Source organism: Pseudomonas sp. TUM22785 (genome assembly GCF_028198105.1).
GTDB classification, from domain to species: Bacteria; Pseudomonadota; Gammaproteobacteria; order Pseudomonadales; family Pseudomonadaceae; genus Metapseudomonas; species Metapseudomonas solani.
This window is the reverse complement of the sequence record NZ_CP116239.1, coordinates 2,471,182-2,488,856: the sequence shown is the minus strand read 5'-3', so window position 1 is coordinate 2,488,856 and position 17,675 is coordinate 2,471,182. Positions and strand designations below refer to the sequence as shown.

At 65.3% G+C, this 17,675-nt stretch carries 21 protein-coding genes; 2 read left to right on the top strand and 19 right to left on the bottom strand.

The window, feature by feature from the left end; all coding sequences use genetic code 11:
- Positions 1 to 2: 2 nt before the first annotated feature.
- The 5 genes from ccmE to ccmA form a co-directional block, all read right to left on the bottom strand.
- On the bottom strand, positions 3 to 455 hold the full coding sequence (gene ccmE / locus PI990_RS11600; RefSeq protein WP_021220558.1) for a cytochrome c maturation protein CcmE: 453 nt from the start codon (positions 453 to 455) through the stop codon (positions 3 to 5).
- Complete coding sequence (gene ccmD / locus PI990_RS11595; RefSeq protein WP_043245772.1) at positions 452 to 628, bottom strand: heme exporter protein CcmD; 177 nt, start codon at positions 626 to 628, stop codon at positions 452 to 454. The genes ccmE and ccmD overlap by 4 nt, the downstream gene beginning before the upstream one ends.
- Positions 625 to 1,380, bottom strand: coding sequence for a heme ABC transporter permease (locus tag PI990_RS11590; RefSeq protein ID WP_271660685.1), 756 nt, complete (start codon positions 1,378 to 1,380; stop codon positions 625 to 627). The genes ccmD and PI990_RS11590 overlap by 4 nt, the downstream gene beginning before the upstream one ends.
- A 165-nt stretch (positions 1,381 to 1,545) precedes the next feature.
- Entirely contained in the window at positions 1,546 to 2,217 is a 672-nt protein-coding gene (ccmB, locus tag PI990_RS11585) for a heme exporter protein CcmB (protein ID WP_021220561.1), read from the bottom strand.
- A complete protein-coding gene (gene ccmA, locus PI990_RS11580; protein ID WP_021220562.1) occupies positions 2,214 to 2,795 on the bottom strand; it encodes a cytochrome c biogenesis heme-transporting ATPase CcmA in 582 nt (193 codons plus the stop codon). Before ccmA ends, ccmB begins: the two co-directional genes overlap by 4 nt.
- Positions 2,796 to 3,000: 205 nt before the next feature.
- Between ccmA and fliK the strand changes: the two genes are divergently transcribed.
- Together fliK and PI990_RS11570 are read left to right on the top strand one after the other, a co-directional pair.
- Positions 3,001 to 4,542 (top strand): flagellar hook-length control protein FliK, encoded by a 1,542-nt coding sequence (gene fliK / locus PI990_RS11575; protein ID WP_271660684.1) that lies wholly within the window; start codon positions 3,001 to 3,003, stop codon positions 4,540 to 4,542.
- A 37-nt stretch (positions 4,543 to 4,579) separates the two neighbouring features.
- Positions 4,580 to 4,915 (top strand): EscU/YscU/HrcU family type III secretion system export apparatus switch protein, encoded by a 336-nt coding sequence (locus tag PI990_RS11570; RefSeq protein WP_021220564.1) that lies wholly within the window; start codon positions 4,580 to 4,582, stop codon positions 4,913 to 4,915.
- On the opposite strand, the gene PI990_RS11565 is transcribed toward PI990_RS11570, so the two are convergent.
- The 14 genes from PI990_RS11565 to flhF all read right to left on the bottom strand — a co-directional run bounded on the left by PI990_RS11565 (position 4,905) and on the right by flhF (position 17,663).
- Positions 4,905 to 5,333, bottom strand: coding sequence for a rhodanese-like domain-containing protein (locus PI990_RS11565; protein WP_021220565.1), 429 nt, complete (start codon positions 5,331 to 5,333; stop codon positions 4,905 to 4,907). The two genes, PI990_RS11570 and PI990_RS11565, sit on opposite strands and share 11 nt — an antisense overlap.
- Positions 5,334 to 5,452: 119 nt before the next feature.
- Complete coding sequence (locus PI990_RS11560) at positions 5,453 to 5,860, bottom strand: DUF2802 domain-containing protein (RefSeq protein ID WP_169708443.1); 408 nt, start codon at positions 5,858 to 5,860, stop codon at positions 5,453 to 5,455.
- A gap of 4 nt (positions 5,861 to 5,864) precedes the next feature.
- Positions 5,865 to 6,344, bottom strand: a complete 480-nt coding sequence (locus PI990_RS11555) for a chemotaxis protein CheW (protein WP_021220567.1) — start codon at positions 6,342 to 6,344, stop codon at positions 5,865 to 5,867.
- Between the two features lie 98 nt (positions 6,345 to 6,442).
- Positions 6,443 to 7,372 carry a CheW domain-containing protein gene (locus tag PI990_RS11550; RefSeq protein WP_271660683.1) on the bottom strand — a complete coding sequence of 310 codons (930 nt, stop codon included), beginning with the start codon at positions 7,370 to 7,372 and terminating at the stop codon, positions 6,443 to 6,445.
- A gap of 87 nt (positions 7,373 to 7,459) precedes the next feature.
- The gene (locus PI990_RS11545; protein ID WP_031288163.1) at positions 7,460 to 8,248 is read right to left on the bottom strand and encodes a ParA family protein; all 789 of its coding nucleotides are present in this window, start codon (positions 8,246 to 8,248) and stop codon (positions 7,460 to 7,462) included.
- Between the two features lie 40 nt (positions 8,249 to 8,288).
- Positions 8,289 to 9,179 (bottom strand): flagellar motor protein MotD, encoded by an 891-nt coding sequence (gene motD / locus PI990_RS11540; protein WP_265168134.1) that lies wholly within the window; start codon positions 9,177 to 9,179, stop codon positions 8,289 to 8,291.
- A gap of 10 nt (positions 9,180 to 9,189) precedes the next feature.
- On the bottom strand, positions 9,190 to 9,930 hold the full coding sequence (locus PI990_RS11535) for a flagellar motor protein (RefSeq protein WP_021220571.1): 741 nt from the start codon (positions 9,928 to 9,930) through the stop codon (positions 9,190 to 9,192).
- Positions 9,931 to 9,946: 16 nt separating this feature from the next.
- A complete protein-coding gene (locus PI990_RS11530; protein ID WP_271660682.1) occupies positions 9,947 to 11,062 on the bottom strand; it encodes a protein-glutamate methylesterase/protein-glutamine glutaminase in 1,116 nt (371 codons plus the stop codon).
- Between the two features lie 41 nt (positions 11,063 to 11,103).
- Positions 11,104 to 13,380: a chemotaxis protein CheA gene (locus tag PI990_RS11525; protein WP_271660681.1), complete on the bottom strand. Its 2,277-nt coding sequence runs from the start codon at positions 13,378 to 13,380 to the stop codon at positions 11,104 to 11,106.
- An 11-nt stretch (positions 13,381 to 13,391) separates the two neighbouring features.
- On the bottom strand, positions 13,392 to 14,180 hold the full coding sequence (locus PI990_RS11520) for a protein phosphatase CheZ (protein WP_021220574.1): 789 nt from the start codon (positions 14,178 to 14,180) through the stop codon (positions 13,392 to 13,394).
- Positions 14,181 to 14,199: 19 nt separating this feature from the next.
- Complete coding sequence (locus tag PI990_RS11515) at positions 14,200 to 14,574, bottom strand: chemotaxis response regulator CheY (RefSeq protein ID WP_003083073.1); 375 nt, start codon at positions 14,572 to 14,574, stop codon at positions 14,200 to 14,202.
- Positions 14,575 to 14,658: 84 nt separating this feature from the next.
- Complete coding sequence (gene fliA / locus PI990_RS11510) at positions 14,659 to 15,405, bottom strand: RNA polymerase sigma factor FliA (RefSeq protein ID WP_031288164.1); 747 nt, start codon at positions 15,403 to 15,405, stop codon at positions 14,659 to 14,661.
- Positions 15,402 to 16,235, bottom strand: coding sequence for a flagellar synthesis regulator FleN (gene fleN / locus PI990_RS11505; protein WP_021220576.1), 834 nt, complete (start codon positions 16,233 to 16,235; stop codon positions 15,402 to 15,404). The genes fliA and fleN overlap by 4 nt, the downstream gene beginning before the upstream one ends.
- A 72-nt stretch (positions 16,236 to 16,307) precedes the next feature.
- Positions 16,308 to 17,663, bottom strand: a complete 1,356-nt coding sequence (gene flhF / locus PI990_RS11500) for a flagellar biosynthesis protein FlhF (protein WP_271660680.1) — start codon at positions 17,661 to 17,663, stop codon at positions 16,308 to 16,310.
- Positions 17,664 to 17,675 lie beyond the last annotated feature (12 nt).

Sequence of the window (17,675 nt, the reverse complement as noted above, 5' to 3'; positions counted from 1 at the left end):
GGTCAGCCCTCTTTCTTCGCGGGGGCCATCTGGCCGCTTTCTTTCAGCGCCTTGGTCACTTCCGGCGGCATGTACTTCTCGTCGTGCTTGGCCAGCACTTCATCGGCCACCAGCACGCCGTCGGCGTCCAACTTGCCCAGGGCGACGATGCCCTGCCCTTCGCGGAACAGGTCCGGAAGGATGCCGTGGTAGCGGATGGTCACGTCCTTGGCGAAGTCGGTGACCACGAACTGCACCTCGAGGGAGTCCTGCGAGCGCTGCACCGAGCCGTCGCGGACCATGCCGCCCGCGCGGATGCGGGTGTCCTTGGGCGCTTCGCCGTTGGCGATCTGCGTGGGGGTGTAGAACAGGTTGATGTTCTGTTGCAGCGCCGACAACGCCAGCGCCACGGCGATTCCCACACCGGCCAGGATGGCCAGGATGATGAACAGGCGCTTCTTGCGGATCGGATTCACTTCGACTCCTCCCGGCGCAAACGACGCGCCTCGTCTTGCAGGTAGCGACGGCGCGCCAGCAGCGGCAGCGCGACGTTGAGAATCAGGATGGCCAGGCTGATGCCGTAAGCGCTCCAGACATAGAGGCCGTGATGGCCCATGGCGATGAACTCACCGAACGACGCGAAATTCACGATGCCTTCTCCACCAGTGCCTTGACCTCGGCCTTGACCCAGCCGGCCCGCGCCTCGCGGCGCAGCACGTCGAGGCGCATGCGCATCATCAGGACCGCGGCGAAGAAGCAGTAGAAGCCCAGCACCATGATCAGCAGCGGCACCCACATCTCGGCGGGCATGGCCGGCTTCTCGGTGACGGTGAAGGTCGCCGGCTGGTGCAGGGTGTTCCACCACTCCACCGAGTACTTGATGATCGGGATGTTGATCACGCCGACGATGGCCAGCACCGAACAGGCCTTGGCGGCGCTGTCACGATTGCTGATCGCCTGGCCCAGGGCAATGACACCGAAGTAGAGGAAAAGGAGGATGAGCATCGACGTCAGTCGGGCATCCCAGACCCACCAGGCGCCCCAGGTCGGACGGCCCCAGATGGCACCGGTAAGCAGCGCGATGGCGGTCATCCAGGCGCCGATGGGGGCGGCGGCCTGCAAGGCGACGTCGGCGAGCTTCATCTTCCACACCAGCCCGACCACGCCGCACACCGCCAGCATCACGTAGCAGGACTGCGCCAGGAAGGCGGCCGGCACGTGGATGTAGATGATGCGGAAGCTGTTGCCCTGCTGGTAGTCCGGCGGCGCGAAGGCGAGGCCCCAGACCAGGCCGGCGGTGATCAGGATGCCCGCCGCCCAGGCGAACCAGGGCAGCCAGCGGCCGCTGATCTCGTAGAACCATTTGGGCGAGCCCAGCTTGTGGAACCAGGTCCAGTTCATGAAAGCTGCCTCAAAACTACTGCACTTGCCGATACGGCGTTGAAAGCAGGCTCGGGCTGCTCATTTAGGGCGACTAAACTCCGCGCCCTCGCCTGCTTTCGCCTTGTCTCGGCTGTGCTCGCTACGTTTTTCAACAGCTTTCTCATGATCAGGCAACTCTGTTTCTTATTCGCCGACGCTGATGGTCAGGCCGGCGGCTATGGCAAAGGGAGTCAGGGTCACCGCCAGGGCGGTGAGGCAGGCCAGCCACAACAGGTGGCCGACTGCAGGCAGTCCTTGCAGGGCCGCTTGCATCGCCCCGCTGCCAAGAATCAGCACCGGGATGTACAGCGGCAGAATCAATAGCGCCAGCAACAGCCCGCCGCGCTTGAGGCCCACGGTCAGGGCCGCACCGACGGCGCCGAGCAGGCTCAGCACCGGCGTTCCCAGCAGCAGCGAGCCGAGCAGCACCGGCAGGCAGCGCGCTGGCAGGCCCAGCATCAGCGCCAGCAGGGGCGCCAGCAGTACCAATGCCAGCCCGGAAAAAAGCCAGTGTGCCAGCACCTTGGCCAAAACCAGAAGCGGCAGGGGGTGCGGCGAAACGACCCACTGTTCAAGCGAGCCATCTTCGAAATCACTGCGGAAAAGCCCGTCCAGCGAGAGCAGGACGGCCAATAGGGCCGCCACCCAGACCAGCCCCGGAGAAAGGCTTTGCAACAATTGCGTCTCCGGGCCGACGGCCAAGGGGAACAGAGCGATGACGATAGCGAAGAACACCAGGGGGTTGGCCAGCTCCGCCGGTCGGCGGAACAGCAGACGCGCCTCACGGGCCACGACCAGGCTGAATACACGGATCATGCGGCGCGTCGCCCCAGGTCGAGTTCGCGGTAGCCGGCAGGAACGCGGCTCATGCTGTGGTGGGTGGTGAACACCACCAGGCCGCCGTTATCGCAGTGCTGCGCCAGGTGCTCTTCCAGTTGCGCCACGCCCTGCTTGTCGAGGGCGGTGAAGGGTTCGTCGAGGATCCACAGCGGCGGCGCATCGAGGTAGAGGCGCGCCAGGGCCACGCGGCGCTGCTGGCCGGCGGACAGGGTATGGCAGGGCACATCTTCGAAGCCGCGCAAGCCCACCGCTTCCAGCGCCTGCCAGATGGCATCGCGGCTGGCCGGCTGGTGCAGGGCACAGAGCCAGGCGAGGTTCTCTTCGGGGCTGAGCAGCCCCTTGATGCCGGCGGCGTGACCGATCCAGAGCAGTTCGCGGGCCAGTTCACCGCGCTGCCCGGCCAGGGCAACGCCCTTCAGCCGTACTTCGCCGGCGGTGGGTTGCATCAGCCCGCAGAGCAGGCGCAGCAGGCTGGTCTTGCCGCTGCCGTTGGGGCCGGCCACCTGCAGCATCTCGCCATGGCCGAGGCGCAGGTCGAGCCGCTCGAACAGCATGCGCCAGTCGCGCTCGCAGGCGAGATCGTGGGTCTCGAGATAAGGACTGGTCACGGCAACGGATACCCTGGGGGGAACTCAAGTCATGGAGGTGCCGGCCGCTATACTCAGGTACGCGCAAAACAGCGCCCGGCCCGGACGGGGCGGCATTATACATGTCATCCACGGCCCCCGAAGGGGGCTTTCAACAGGTTGTAACCCTTTGATGACCGAGATCAGCACCTCGCGCCCCATCAGCGCCACACCACCGGCCAGCCGCCCCGTGCAAACGGTCGCGGAAGCCGCCGTCAAGCTGCTGCAACCGATCAACGGCCTGCTCTCGGCGGGGGAAAGCGCAGACGCGGAAGTGGTGAGCGTCAAGGAGTCTGCACAGAACAGCTTCCAGGTGTTGCTCAAGCTCACGCTCAACGGCGGCCAGCAAACCACGGTGGAAGCCAGCAGCAACCGCCCCCTGGCCCAGGGCAGCCTGATCAACGTCACCGCCGTCTCGGAAACCAAGCTGATGGTGGCCCTGCAACCCGGCGGCACCGCAGCGCTGAACAGCATCGACCTCGACCAGCTGCCGGTGGGCACCCTGGTGCAGGGCAAGGTGGTTTCCAGCGAGCAACTGGCCGAAGCGCGCGCCACGGTCTATCGCTCGCTGATCAACCTGATCAACACCCCCCTGGCCGGCCGCCAGATGGCGGTGGAAGGCCCGCTGCCATTGCCCCTCGGCAGCCTGCTGAGTGCCCAGGTGCAGAGCAGCCAGTCGCTGCAGTTCCTCCCCCTCTCCGCCCAGTTCGACCAGCTCGCCCTGACCCAGCAACTGGCCAACCAGCAAAGCCGCCAGGGCTCCCTGGAAGGCCTGGTACAAGCCTTGAAGGGCATGGGCGACGAGCTGCCGAGCAACCTCCGCGGCACCGTCGACCGCCTGCTGAACAGCTTGCCCGACGCGGCCCAGCTCAGTGACTCCAAGCTCCTGGCCAAGGCCATGGAGAACAGCGGCGCGCTGCTGGAAGCCCGGCTGCTGGCCGGCCACGGCGCCGCACTGGGCCAGGACATCAAGGGCAACCTGCTGCGCCTGATCGCCCAGTTGCTGCCCAACCTGCCCAATGGCCCGGCCGCACTGCCTACCGCCGGCGCCAGCAACGCCATGGCCCAAGCCTTGCCGGCCTTCATCCGCAGCGCCCTGGGTTCCCTCGGCCAGGCCAGCGCCCGCCAGCAGGCACTGAGCTTTCCCCTGCCCTCGCGCCTGGCACAGCAGGCCGAAGGCGAAGGTGACCTGGAGCTGCTGCTGAAGATGGCCGCCGCTGCGGTCTCGCGCCTGCAGACCCACCAGCTGTCGAGCCTGGCCCAATCGCAGATGACCCCCGAGGGCAACTTGCTGACCACCTGGCAGCTGGAACTGCCCATGCGCAACAACCAGGACATCGTGCCCCTGCAGGTCAAGGTGCAGCAGGAGCAAAGCCCGCAGAAACGCAGCAAGGAAGAACAGAAGGACACCCTGTGGCGCATCGAGCTGGCATTCGACATGGAGCCGCTGGGGCCGCTGCAGGTGCAGGCGCAACTGCTGCGCGGCGCCATCTCCAGCCAGCTCTGGGCCGAGCGGGCCCGCACCGCCAGTCTGATCGACGGCGAGTTGCCCAACCTGTGCGAGCGCCTGGTTTCCGCCGGCCTCGAAGTCAGCGAGCTGGCCTGCCGCCAGGGCGTACCGCCGCAAGGCCCGCGTACCAACCTGCAACAGCGCTGGGTGGACGAAACCGCATGAGCCCCCTCTCCTTCCCGCGCCCCCGGAGCAACCCGCAATGACCCAGGCCAAGCAGCCGCGCCAGGCCATCGCCCTGTCCTATGACGGTGTCTCCGCCCCAAGCCTCACCGCCAAGGGCGACGACGAGCTGGCGGAAGCGATTCTCGCCATCGCCCGCGAATACGAAGTGCCGATCTACGAGAACGCCGAACTGGTGCGCCTGCTGGCGCGCATGGAGTTGGGCGAGGCGATTCCCGAGGCGCTGTATCGCACCCTCGCCGAAATCATCGCCTTCGCCTGGTACCTCAAGGGCAAGTGCCCCGCCGGTTTCGTCGCCGACGGCGAACGCGACGTCACCCCACCGGTACCGCTGCTGGGCGGCCCTAGGGGCTGAGGGCCAGCACCTCGCCTTCCACCCCCTTGCCCAGGGGGAAGTCCAGCAACTGCCAGGCGAAATAGCCCTCGCGGAAGTAGAACACCTGCTTGTAGCCCCAGCTCACGGCGAGCTGCGCCGCCAATGCGCCACGGGGGCAGACGTCGCTGTCGCAGTAGATGACCAGGGGCACATGCCGGGGCCAGTGGGGCATGGCCAGCCCGGCGAAGCGGTCGGCCAGGTCGAGGTGCACCGCCCCGTGCACATGGCCCCAGCTCCATTCCGCCGAAGGCCGCACATCGATGAACAGCGCACCGTAGTCATACAGCCGCTTGGCCTGGAGCACGTTGACCGTAGTCGCGCCCTTGACGCGCAGGGGCGCCTCCTCGGCCTGGGCCAGGGGCAGAACGCAAAGCAGCAGGAAGGACAGAACACGCATGGCGGCGCTCGCGGAGTCGGGACCCGAGTCTTGAGCTTAGGCAGCGAGGGGAGCCGGCCTTGGAACTATTGGTTCAGAGCGGGCGCGTTCGTTAGAGCAGGAGGGAGTTAAAGCGGGGTTCAGCCTTGTTTCTGCTTGCGGGCCAATTGCAGCTTGCTGACCAGCTCGGCCTCGGCCTGGGTCAGGCCACAGGAATGGGTCAGGTCATCGACGCTGGCACCCATGCCGGCAAGGCGCGCGGCCTGGGTGAAGGACAGGCTGCTGGGGTCACGCTGCTCGATCTGGCTGACCTTGTCCGGCAGCGGCGCCACCACGCGGCGCAGCTCGTGCAGCTCCTCGCCCATGCGGATGGAACCGCTGAGGTAGGCGTCGAGCCGACGCGCCAGTTCCTTGATGCGCTGGTCGCGCACCGCATCGCGCTTGGCCTGCTCCTCGGCCGCCAGGCGTTGCCCCTTCTGCAGCCGCACGCAGGTGACTGCGAGGGCTGCACAGGCGACCGCCAGGACCAGCAGCGCGATCTCGATCAGCACGTCAGATGCTCTCCAGCTCCGACCACTCTTCCTCGCTCATCATCTTGTCCAGCTCGACCAGGATCAGCAGCTCGCCGTTCTTGTTGCAGACGCCCTGGATGAACTTGGCCGATTCCTCGTTGCCCACGTTGGGCGCGGTCTCGACCTCGGACTGACGCAGGTAGACCACTTCGGCGACGCTGTCGACGAGGATGCCCACGACCTGCTTGTCCGCTTCGATGATGACGATGCGGGTGTTGTCGGTGACCGACGCCGAATCCAGGCCGAAGCGCTGGCGGGTGTCGATCACGGTGACCACGTTACCGCGCAGGTTGATGATGCCCAGCACATAGCTCGGAGCACCCGGGACCGGCGCGATCTCGGTGTAACGCAGGACTTCCTGGACCTGCATCACGTTGATGCCGTAGGTCTCGTTATCCAGGCGGAAAGTCACCCATTGCAGGATGGGATCTTCGGAACCTTGCCCTGACGATTTCTTCATGTTCCCTAGCCTCTTCTAGAACCGCCCGGGGCGGCGTTCGCGGGTTCTGCCCGCTTGTTTCAAATCCGGAGCGCCGCACTTGCGCGAGGCGCCGGTGTTCAGTTGAGCGACATCTTCTTGACGGCACCACTGGCGATCAGTTCAGCCAGGGCGGCGACGTCCAGCAGCGCGCACATGTGTTCGATCACGGTACCGGCGAGCCACGGACGCTGGGTGCGCTGGCTGCGCCATTTGATTTCGCTCGGGTCCAGGCGGATGGAGCGGCTCACCTGGTGCACGGCCAGGCCCCACTCGTACCCCTGGACCGAGATAACGTACTGCAAGCCTTCGCGGAAATCATCGCGGTAGCGGTCCGGCATGACCCAGCGCGCGGTGTCGAGCACCTTCAGGTTACCCCCCTGGCTCGGCAGGATGCCGAGGAACCAGTCGGGCTGGCCGAACAGCGGCGTGAGTTCCTGGCCGGCCAGCGGGTAGATGGAGCCCAGGCACACAAGCGGCACCGCGAGGGTGAGGCCGGCGACATCGAACAGCAGGCACTCGAAGGGTTCTTCAGCCCAGCTGGGGCGGCCGTCGGAGGCCACCGGCTCGCTGTCCAGCAGCGGCGCGTTGGCGGTCTTCAGCTCGGCAACCGGCTCCACCAGGGTCGGGCGGGCGACCGGCGCCACAGGGGCGATGGGGGCGGCAGGCGGCGGGACAGGCACCGGCGCTACGGGCTTGACCTCGGTACGCAACTCCGTCGGTGCGGCGACCAGGGTGCGCAGCGGCGTGGCCTCCAGCACCGCCCTGGCCACGGGCACAGGCGCCGATACCGCCGCAGCGATCGGGGCAGGCGCCGGAGCCGGCACAGCCGCGATCACCGGCTTGACGGTCAGCCGGGCATCACGAACCTGTTCCTCCAGCACGGCAGCCTCGAACTCGTCCAGGCTGATGCTGTCGGCGAATTCGACGGCCGCTTCCTGCAGCAGGGAATCGAGGTAGGACTGCAAGGCCAGCTGCGGCCTTGTGGCGGTGGCGACGGTACGGCTCATGGATGGGACCTGCAGGAGTGGACTCCAGAGTCTATCGGCAGCAAGGCCGCAGGACTTGAGGTATGCAGTTCAGCATAGTCGGTCATTTCAGGCTACCTGGGCGGCCAGTTGCTGACTGAGCAAATGCTTGAGCAGCGCGCGATAAGCGATCACCCCCCGGCTGTTGGAATCGTATTGCGACGGCGTGACCCCGGCGCGGCTGGCATCACGCAGGCGGGTATCCACCGGAATATAGGCCGGCCATAGGTGCTCGGGATAGGAATTGCGCAGCACCCGCAGGGTATTCAGGGAGGCCTGAGTACGGCGGTCGAACAGGGTCGGCACGATGGTGTAGGGCAACGCCTGCTTGCGCGAGCGGTTGATCATCGCCAGGGTGCTGACCATGCGCTCCAGGCCCTTGACGGCGAGGAACTCGGTCTGCACCGGGATCACCAGCTGCTGGCTGGCGGCCAGGGCGTTGACCATCAGCACGCCCAGCAGCGGCGGGCTGTCGATGATGGCGTGGTCGAACTCCTGCCACAGCTGCGCCAGGCTCTTGGCGATCACCAGGCCCAGGCCGTTCTGCCCGGGCGACTGGCGCTCCAGGGTAGCCAGCGCGGTGCTGGAGGGCAGCAGCGAGATGCGTTCGTGGCTGGTCTGCAGCAGCAGTTGGCGCGGCAGGCCATCGGGTACCGTGCCCTGGTGCAGGAACAGGTCGAAGCAGCTGTGTTCCAGGGTGTCCGGGTCATGCCCGAAGTAGCTGGTCATGGAACCGTGGGGGTCGAGGTCGACCACGACCACGCGCTTGCCGGCATCGGCCAGCAGGCCCGCCAGTGCGATCGACGAGGTGGTCTTGCCCACTCCACCCTTTTGATTGGCTACCGCCCAAACTCTCATGGTCTTCATCCTCCCGGCAGAAACGCCGCCTTGCCGAGAATCATTGTCCGCCCGCAGGGGCTGGCGACGGGGAATTGACGGCCCCCGCTGCTGGGGGCCTCGCTTCTGGCGCTGGTGCAGGTTGCGTGCCAGCACGCTGCAGGGCGCCATCCGGTTTTGCGTTGGCGCTGCCTACGCCACTGACCGCTCGACGCACGTCCAGGTTGCGCGACACCACCAATACCACGCGCCGGTTGCGCCCGCGCCCTTCGGCCGTTGCATTGTCCGCCACCGGCTGGAACTCGCCATAGCCGACCGCGGCCAGGCGCGCCGGGTTCACGCCATCCATCGAGAGCATGCGCACGATGCTCGAGGCCCGTGCCGTAGACAGCTCCCAGTTGGAAGGATAGTTCGCCGTATTGATCGGCAGGTTATCGGTGAAACCTTCTACGTGCACCGGGTTTTCGTAGGGCGCCAGGATCTTGGCCACCTTCTCGATCAGGGTGAAGGCTTCGTTGGCCGGTATCGCGTCGCCGCTGGGGAACAGCAGGCTGGAGTTGAGCTCGATCTCCACCCACAGCTCATTGCCGCGAACCGTCATCTGCCCGTCCTTGATCAGCTCGCCAAAGGCCTCGCTGATGTCCTGGCTGATCTCCTGCAGCGGATCAGTGGCAGCGCTCGGCGTATCACTGGAGCCGCTGTCGGTCATGGACTTGTCCGCCTCGGTGGTACGCGGGCGCTCATCCCCAACGGGGATCGGCTTGATCGAACGATCCGGCTGGCTGAAGACGCCGGTGAGGGTCTCCGAGAGGATCTTGTACTTGCCTTCGTTGATCGAGGAGATGGAGTACATCACCACGAAAAAGGCGAACAGCAGGGTGATGAAGTCCGCGTAGGAGACCAGCCAACGCTCGTGATTCTCGTGTTCTTCCTGATGACGTCTGCGGGCCATGTCGCCTCCATCAATCCATGAAGCCTTGCAGCTTCAACTCGATGGAGCGGGGATTCTCGCCCTCGCCGATGGAGAGGATGCCTTCGAGCAGCATCTCCCGGTAGCGCGACTGGCGCATGGCGATGGACTTGAGCTTGTTACCGATCGGCAGCAGCAGCAGGTTGGCGAAGCCGACGCCGTAGATGGTGGCGACGAAGGCCACGGCGATGCCACCGCCCAGCTGGCTGGGGTCCGCCAGGTTGCCCATGACATGGATCAGGCCCATTACCGCACCGATGATGCCGATGGTCGGCGCGTAGCCGCCCATGCTTTCGAACACCTTGGCGGCCTGGATATCACGGGCTTCCTGGGTGTAGAGGTCCACCTCGAGGATGCTGCGGATAGCTTCCGGTTCGGCACCGTCCACCAACAGCTGCAGGCCCTTGCGGGCGTAGGGGTCCGGCTCGGAATCGGCGATGGGCTCGAGGCCCAGCAGGCCCTCCTTGCGGGCAGCCATGCTCCAGCCGACCACGCGGTTGATGCCGCCGGCCAGGTCAATCTGCGGGGGGAAGATGATCCAGCGAATGGTCACCAGGGACCGCTTGAACACACTCATCGGGGTCTGCAGGAACGCAGCCCCGAGGGTACCGCCCACCACGATCAGCGCAGCGGGGCCGTTGAGCAACGCCCCCGCGTGGCCACCTTCGAGGTAGTTGCCGCCGATGATGGCGACGAGTGCGAGTATGACGCCGACAACGCTCAGTACATCCATTGACGCGCGTTCTCCATTACAGGCACGCCTCGGCTATGTGCCTGCCGATATCGTCGAGCCCGTAGACGGCGTCGGCCAGGTTGGCCTTCACGATGGCCATGGGCATGCCGTAGATCACGCAGCTGGCTTCATCCTGCGCCCAGACCTGGCTGCCGCCCTGCTTGAGCAGGCGAGCGCCTTCCCGGCCATCGGCGCCCATGCCGGTGAGCACCACCGCCAGGACCTTGTCGTTATAGGCCTTGGCCGCCGAGCCGAAGGTGATGTCGACGCAGGGCTTGTAGTTCAGCCGCTCGTCACCCGGGAGGATGCGCACGGTGCCACGGCCGTCGACCATCATCTGCTTGCCACCGGGCGCCAACAGGGCCAGGCCGGGGCGCAGCACGTCGCCGTCCTCGGCTTCCTTGACGGAAATCCGGCAGAGCTTGTCGAGGCGCTCGGCGAAGGCCTTGGTGAAGGCGGCCGGCATGTGCTGGATCAGGACGATGGGCGCCGGAAAGTTGCCGGGCAGCTGGGTCAGCACCCGCTGCAGGGCCACCGGGCCGCCGGTCGAGGTGCCGATGGCCACCAGCTTGTAGGACTTGCGTTTGGGAGCCGGGCTGGACGAGCCCCCCGAGCTGGAAGCCGGCGTAGGTGCGGCACCGGCGCTGGGGCGCGACGGGGCCGGCGTGGGCGCAGCGGGGCTGGGCGCCGACGCCGGGGCTGCCGGCGCTGGGCTGTAGCTGCTGTAGCGACGGTTGCTGCGGGCGATGCTGTGCACCTTCTCGCAGAGCAGTTGCTTGACCTTGTCGGGGTTGCGCGAGATGTCCTCGAAGTTCTTCGGCAGGAAATCCACCGCACCCGCGTCGAGGGCGTCCAGGGTCACCCGGGCGCCTTCGTGGGTCAGGGAAGAAAACATCAGCACGGGGGTCGGGCAGCGCTGCATGATGTGCCGCACCGCGGTGATGCCGTCCATCATCGGCATCTCGTAGTCCATGGTGATCACGTCCGGCTTGAGCGCCAGCGCCTGATCGATGGCTTCGCGACCGTTGGTGGCGGTGCCGATCACCTGGATATTGGGGTCGGCGGACAGAATCTCCGAGACACGACGACGGAAGAAACCGGAGTCATCAACCACCAGAACCTTGACTGCCATAAACACTCCTAACAGGCGGCCCGCCAGGGCCGCCTAAACGATCAACCGCGGCGCGCGTAGCGCTTGAGCATGCTCGGCACGTCGAGAATCAGGGCGATGCGTCCATCGCCGGTGATGGTGGCGCCGGACATGCCGGGAGTGCCCTGGAGCATCTTGCCCAGGGGCTTGATCACCACCTCTTCCTGGCCGACCAGCTGGTCCACCACGAAGCCGATGCGCTGGGTGCCCACGGAGAGGATCACCACATGGCCTTCGCCCTGTTCCTCGTGGGCCGCGTTACGCACCAGCCAGCGCTTGAGGTAGAACAGCGGCAGCGCCTTGTCGCGCACGATCACCACTTCCTGGCCGTCCACCACGTTGGTGCGCGACAGGTCGAGGTGGAAGATCTCGTTGACGTTGACCAGCGGGAAGGCGAAGGCCTGGTTGCCCAGCATCACCATCAGGGTCGGCATGATCGCCAGGGTCAGCGGCACCTTGATGACGATCTTCGAGCCCTGCCCCTTCTGCGAGAACACGTTGACCGTGCCGTTGAGTTGGGAAATCTTGGTCTTCACCACGTCCATGCCGACACCGCGGCCGGAGACGTCGGAAATCTCGGTCTTGGTCGAGAAGCCCGGGGCGAAGATCAGGTTGTAGCACTCGAGATCGGTCAAGCGGTCGGCGGCGTCCTTGTCCAGCAGCCCCTTCTCCACCGCCTTGGCGCGGAGGATATTGGCGTCCATCCCCTTGCCGTCGTCGGTGATCATCAGAAGGATGTGGTCGCCTTCCTGTTCGGCGGAGAGCACCACGCGGCCGGTGCGCGGCTTGCCGGCGGCCTCGCGCTCCTCGGGCGTCTCGACGCCGTGGTCGACGGCGTTGCGCACAAGGTGGACCAGCGGGTCGGCCAGGGCCTCGACCAGGTTCTTGTCGAGGTCGGTCTCTTCACCCACCAGCTCGAGGTTGATCTCTTTCTTCAGGTTGCGCGCCAGGTCGCGGACCAGGCGCGGGAAGCGGCCGAAGACCTTCTTGATCGGCTGCATGCGGGTCTTCATGACCGCGGTCTGCAGGTCGGCGGTGACCACGTCGAGGTTGGACACGGCCTTGGCCATGGACTCGTCGCCGCTGTTGAGGCCCAGGCGCACAAGGCGGTTACGCACCAATACCAGCTCGCCGACCATGTTCATGATCTCGTCCAGGCGCGCGGTGTCGACGCGTACCGTGGTCTCGGCCTCGCTGGCGGCGGACGCGGCCTTATCGCCACCCGCGGCAGGCGCGGGAGCGGCCGCAGGCTTGGCAGCGGGCTTGGGCGGCTCAGCCGCCTTGGGAGCAGCAGCCGGTTTTGCGGCGGCAGGCTTGGCGGCCGGAGCGGCAGCGGGCTTGGCCGGCGCAGCCGGTTTGGCAGGGGCTGCCTCCGCGGCTTCGGCAACGAACTTGCCCTTGCCGTGGAGCTGGTCGAGCAGCGCTTCGAATTCGTCGTCAGTGATGTTTTCGCCGGCGCCGGCAGTAGGTGCCGCAGGAGCCTTGTCGGCCGGAGCGGCAACCGCAGGGGCCTCGACCTCAGCGGCGGCCACGAACTTGCCTTTGCCATGCAACTGGTCGAGCAGCGCTTCGAACTCGTCGTCGCTGATCTCGTCACCGCCACCGGCAGGTGCCGCAGGCGCAGGCACCGGGGCGGCAGCCTTGGCAGGCGCAGCAGGGGCCTGCTCGGCCACGAACTTGCCCTTGCCGTGCAGTTGGTCGAGCAGCGCTTCGAACTCGTCGTCGCTGATTTCGTCAGCCCCGGCAGCGGCCGATGAGGCCGCGCTGGCGCTCGACTCGGCGGCGGGCTCATCGAGCACGTTGAGCAGTTGTTCGAACTCGCTGTCGGTGATATCACCGGACGCGGCTTCGGCTTCAGCAACGGGCTCAGGCTCGGGCTCGTACTCCGGTTCGGCAGCCGCCTCGTCACCACCCGGCTCGGCCAGGCGTGCCAGGGCAGCCAGCAGCTCCGGCGTGGCCGGCGTCGGCTCGGCGCGCTCGCGTACCTGGCTGAACATCTCGTTGACCGTGTCCAGCGCTTGCAGGACCACGTCCATGAGCTCCGCCGTCACACGGCGTTCGCCCTTGCGCAAGATGTCGAAGACGTTCTCGGCGATGTGGCAGCACTCCACCAGCGCATTCAGCTGGAGGAAGCCGGCACCACCCTTGACCGTGTGGAAGCCGCGGAAAATGGCATTGAGCAGATCCATATCGTCCGGACGGCTCTCGAGCTCGACCAGCTGTTCGGACAATTGCTCCAATATTTCGCCGGCCTCAACCAGGAAGTCCTGGAGGATTTCTTCATCGGCGTCGAAGCTCATTCGGTTGCTCCCTAGAATCCAAGGCTGGATAACAGATCATCGACATCGACCTGACCGGACACGACATCATCACGCTTATCGGCATTGATCTGCGGACCTTCACCCCTGGAAGGCTCTTTTTGTTTTTCTTTTTCAGCCACGATCTCCGCACGGTCGTGGTGGATACCAGCGAAGCGATCGACATCGCTGGCCATCAGTACCAATTTCACCAGGTTGCTCTCGACCTCGGTGACCAGTTGCGTGACGCGCTTGATCACCTGGCCGGTGAGATCCTGATAGTCCTGGGCAAGGAGGATGTCGTTCATCCTCGACGAAAGCTGTTCGGTATCGCGTTGACTGCGAGCAAGGAAAGTCTCGATGCGCTTGGCCAGGTCGCGGAAGGCATCCGCGCCAATTTCCCGACGCATGAAGCGCCCCCACTCCTCTCCCAGGCTCTGGGCTTCATCGCCTAGGCCATTGAGCAGCGGTGCGCTCTCCTCCACCAGGTCCATGGTCCGGTTCGCGGCCTTCTCGGTCATCTTCACCACGTAGGAAAGACGATCCGTGGCGTCGGCGATCTGCGAAACCTCGGTGGCATGGGGCAGGTGCGGGTCGATCTGGAAGTTGACGATCGCGGTGTGCAGCTCGCGCGTCAGCTTGCCGACTTCCTGGTACAGCCCGCGATCACGGACTTTGTTGAGTTCATGGATGAGTTGCACGGCATCGCCGAAATTGCCTTTTTCAAGGGTATCGACCAGCTCGCGCGCATGGTTTTTCAGGGTCGACTCAAGGTCTCCCGGTTGGGAATCTTTTTGGTCCATGGCGTCCTCGCGACTGGCATCAGCCGTTGACCCGTTCGAAGATCTTCTCGATCTTCTCTTTGAGCACCTGGGCGGTGAAAGGCTTGACCACATAGCCGTTCACACCGGCCTGGGCCGCTTCGATGATCTGGTCACGCTTGGCCTCGGCCGTCACCATCAGCACCGGCAGGTGCTTGAGGCGCTCGTCGGCACGCACGGCGCGCAACAGATCGATCCCGGTCATGCCCGGCATGTTCCAGTCGGTGACCAGGAAATCGAAGTTGCCACTGTGCAGCATGGGTAGAGCGGTGGTGCCATCATCGGCCTCTGCGGTATTGGTGAAACCCAAGTCACGCAGGAGGTTCTTGATGATGCGTCTCATCGTCGAGAAATCGTCCACGATGAGGATTTTCATGTTCTTGTCCAAATCGACCTCCGTACAGTCCTAAACGCCCCCGTAGAACGGGGGCGTCGATCAATCGAAAAACCGGCGTGCCAATCAGTGCGCGCGCCATTCACCCAGCCGTGACCGCAAGCGTGCGGCACATTGGCTGTGCAACTGGCTGACCCGCGATTCACTGACCCCCAGCACTTCGCCGATTTCCTTCAAATTCAGCTCTTCGTCGTAATACAGCGCCAGTACCAAGCGCTCTCGTTCCGGCAGATTGGCGATGGCGTCAGCCAGCGCCGCCTGGAAGCGCTCGTCTTCCAGATCATTCGAAGGTTCGAGATGGGTGACTCCGGTGTCTTCGTGCGTCGCGCCATGCTCACCGTCCTGCAACAGGTCGTCGAAGCTGAACAGGCGGCTGCCCAAAGTGTCGCTCAGGATGCCGTAGTAATCTTCGAGACTCAATCCAAGTTCGGCCGCAACTTCCTGATCTTTAGCGTCTCGCCCGGTTCTTGCCTCAATTTTCCGGATGGCATCGCTCACCATCCGGGTGTTGCGATGGACCGAGCGTGGTGCCCAATCCCCTTTTCTCACTTCATCGAGCATGGCACCGCGGATGCGTATGCCTGCATAGGTCTCGAAACTTGCGCCCTTGCTGGAATCGTATTTCTTCGAGGCTTCGAGCAGGCCGATCATGCCGGCCTGCATCAGGTCCTCCACCTGCACGTTGGCCGGCAAGCGGCCCAGCAGGTGGTAGGCGATGCGTTTGACCAGCGGCGCGTAGCGCTCGATCAGCTGGTGCTGGGAATCCCTAGCCTGTGCCTTGTTGTACATACGAAGTCCACTAGCGGGTGTCATATGGCCGAATCCGCGATCGGTTGCTGCACCAGGCGCTCCACGAAGAACTCCAGATGACCGCGTGGGTTGGCCGGCAGGGGCCAGCTGTCCACTTTCTGGGCTATCGCCTTGAACGCCAGGGCGCACTTCGAGCGCGGGAAGGCTTCGTAAACCGCGCGCTGCTTCTGCACGGCCTTGCGTACGGATTCGTCATAGGGCACCGCGCCGACATATTGCAAGGCCACATCCAGGAAGCGATCAGTCACTTTGGTCAGCTTAGCAAAGAGGTTGCGACCCTCCTGTGGACTGTGTGCCATGTTGGCCAATACGCGGAAACGGCTCATGCCGTAGTCGCGATTGAGGAGCTTGATCAAAGCATAGGCGTCGGTGATGGAAGTAGGTTCGTCACAGACGACCACTATCACTTCCTGCGCCGCGCGCACGAAGCTGACCACCGCGTCGCCGATGCCGGCGGCGGTGTCGATCACCAGGACGTCGAGGTTGTCGCTGATCTCGCTGAAAGCCTGGATCAGGCCGGCGTGCTGCATGGGCGAGAGCTGCACCATGCTTTGAGTGCCCGAGGCGGCCGGCACGATACGAACGCCACCCGGGCCCTGCAACAGCACGTCACGCAGGTCGCACTCGCCGGCGATCACGTCGGCCAGGGTGCGCTTGGCGGTGAGGCCGAGCAGTACGTCGACGTTGGCCAGGCCAAGGTCGGCGTCCAGCAGCATGACCCGACGACCGAGATCGGCGAGGGCCAGCGAAAGGTTCACCGACACGTTGGTCTTGCCGACGCCACCTTTGCCGCCGGTTACGGCAATCACCTGTACGGGATGCAAACTACCCATTTATTACACCTTGTCTCACGTCGACTGGGCCACTTGGCGGGCTCGTGCCACTCATCCGGAGTGGCTGGGGTTCTATCCGACTCGGCGGGCCGGGTTCTGGTACAGCCCGGCGAACAGGTCGGCCATGGCTTCTTCGCTGGGGTCCTCCGGCGTCTGCAGGCTCACTGCACGGCTCACCAGCTGGTGGCTGCGGGGGATCTGCAGGTCATCCGGAATCCGAGGCCCGTCAGCAAGATAGGCTACCGGGAGATGCTGGCCGATAGCCAGTCCTAAAACCTCTCCCAGGCTCGCCGCTTCGTCGAGCTTGGTCAGGATGCAGCCAGAAAGACCGCAACGCTTATAACTATGGTAGGCCGCCTTTAGCACTTGGCTCTGACTCGTTGCAGCCAGCACCAGATAGTTCCTGGCTTTGACACCACGGCTGGCCAAGGTCTCCAACTGCATTTTAAGCGCAGGATCGGTCGCCGGCAGGCCTGCGGTGTCAATCAGCACCACACGTTTGCGCGCCAGCGGGGCCAGCGCCTGGGTCAGGGATTGGCCGGGATCGACATGGGTCACCGACACGTTGAGGATGCGGCCGAGGGTCTTCAGCTGCTCCTGGGCGCCGATGCGGTAGCTGTCCATGCTCACCAGGGCGATCTGCTGGGCGCCGTATTTCAGTACGTAGCGCGCAGCCAGCTTGGCCAGGGTGGTGGTCTTGCCCATGCCGGCCGGGCCGACCAGGGCGATAACACCGCCCTCTTCCAGCGGCTCCTGCTGCGGCGTGCGGATGGCGTGGGCCAGATGGGCCAGGACCATGCGCCAGGCCTGGCGCGGGTCCTGGACGGAGGCGACACGCTCCATCAGGGCACGGGACAGCTCGGCGGACAGGCCCATGCGCTGCAGGCGACGCCAGAGGCCGGCCTGCTGCGGACGGCGGCTCTGCATCTGGCCCCAGGCGATGGAGCCCAGCTGAACTTCGATCAGTTCACGCAGGCCGTTGAGCTCGAAACGCATGGCATCCAGGCTGCGCTGGTCGGCGGCGGCCGGTGCGGCGGCCTTCGGCTGGGCAGCAGGTGCCGCCAGCGGCGAGGCACTTGCACGCTCGGTGCGTTGCGGACGCATGGCGGCGGCGAGGCTTTCCGCAGACACGTCCGAACGGTCGGCAACCAGCTGGCGGTTCTTGCCGGCGTCGGCCTGGCCACCGCGGTTGCTCAGCTCGGCATGGGCCTCGGCGATGCGGGTCTGGGTACGGCGCAGCTCGGCTTCGAGGGCCGGGTTGGGCTTGCTCGGCGCGGGAGCCGGCATGGGATAGTCGAGCGCGGCGGTGATCTCCACCCCACCGGCGACCCGACGGGTGCCGATGATGGAGGCATCCGCGCCCAGTTCGTCCCGCACCAGTTTCATGGCCTGGCGCATATCCGCAGCGAAGAAGCGTTTGACCTGCATGGCCTGTGACCT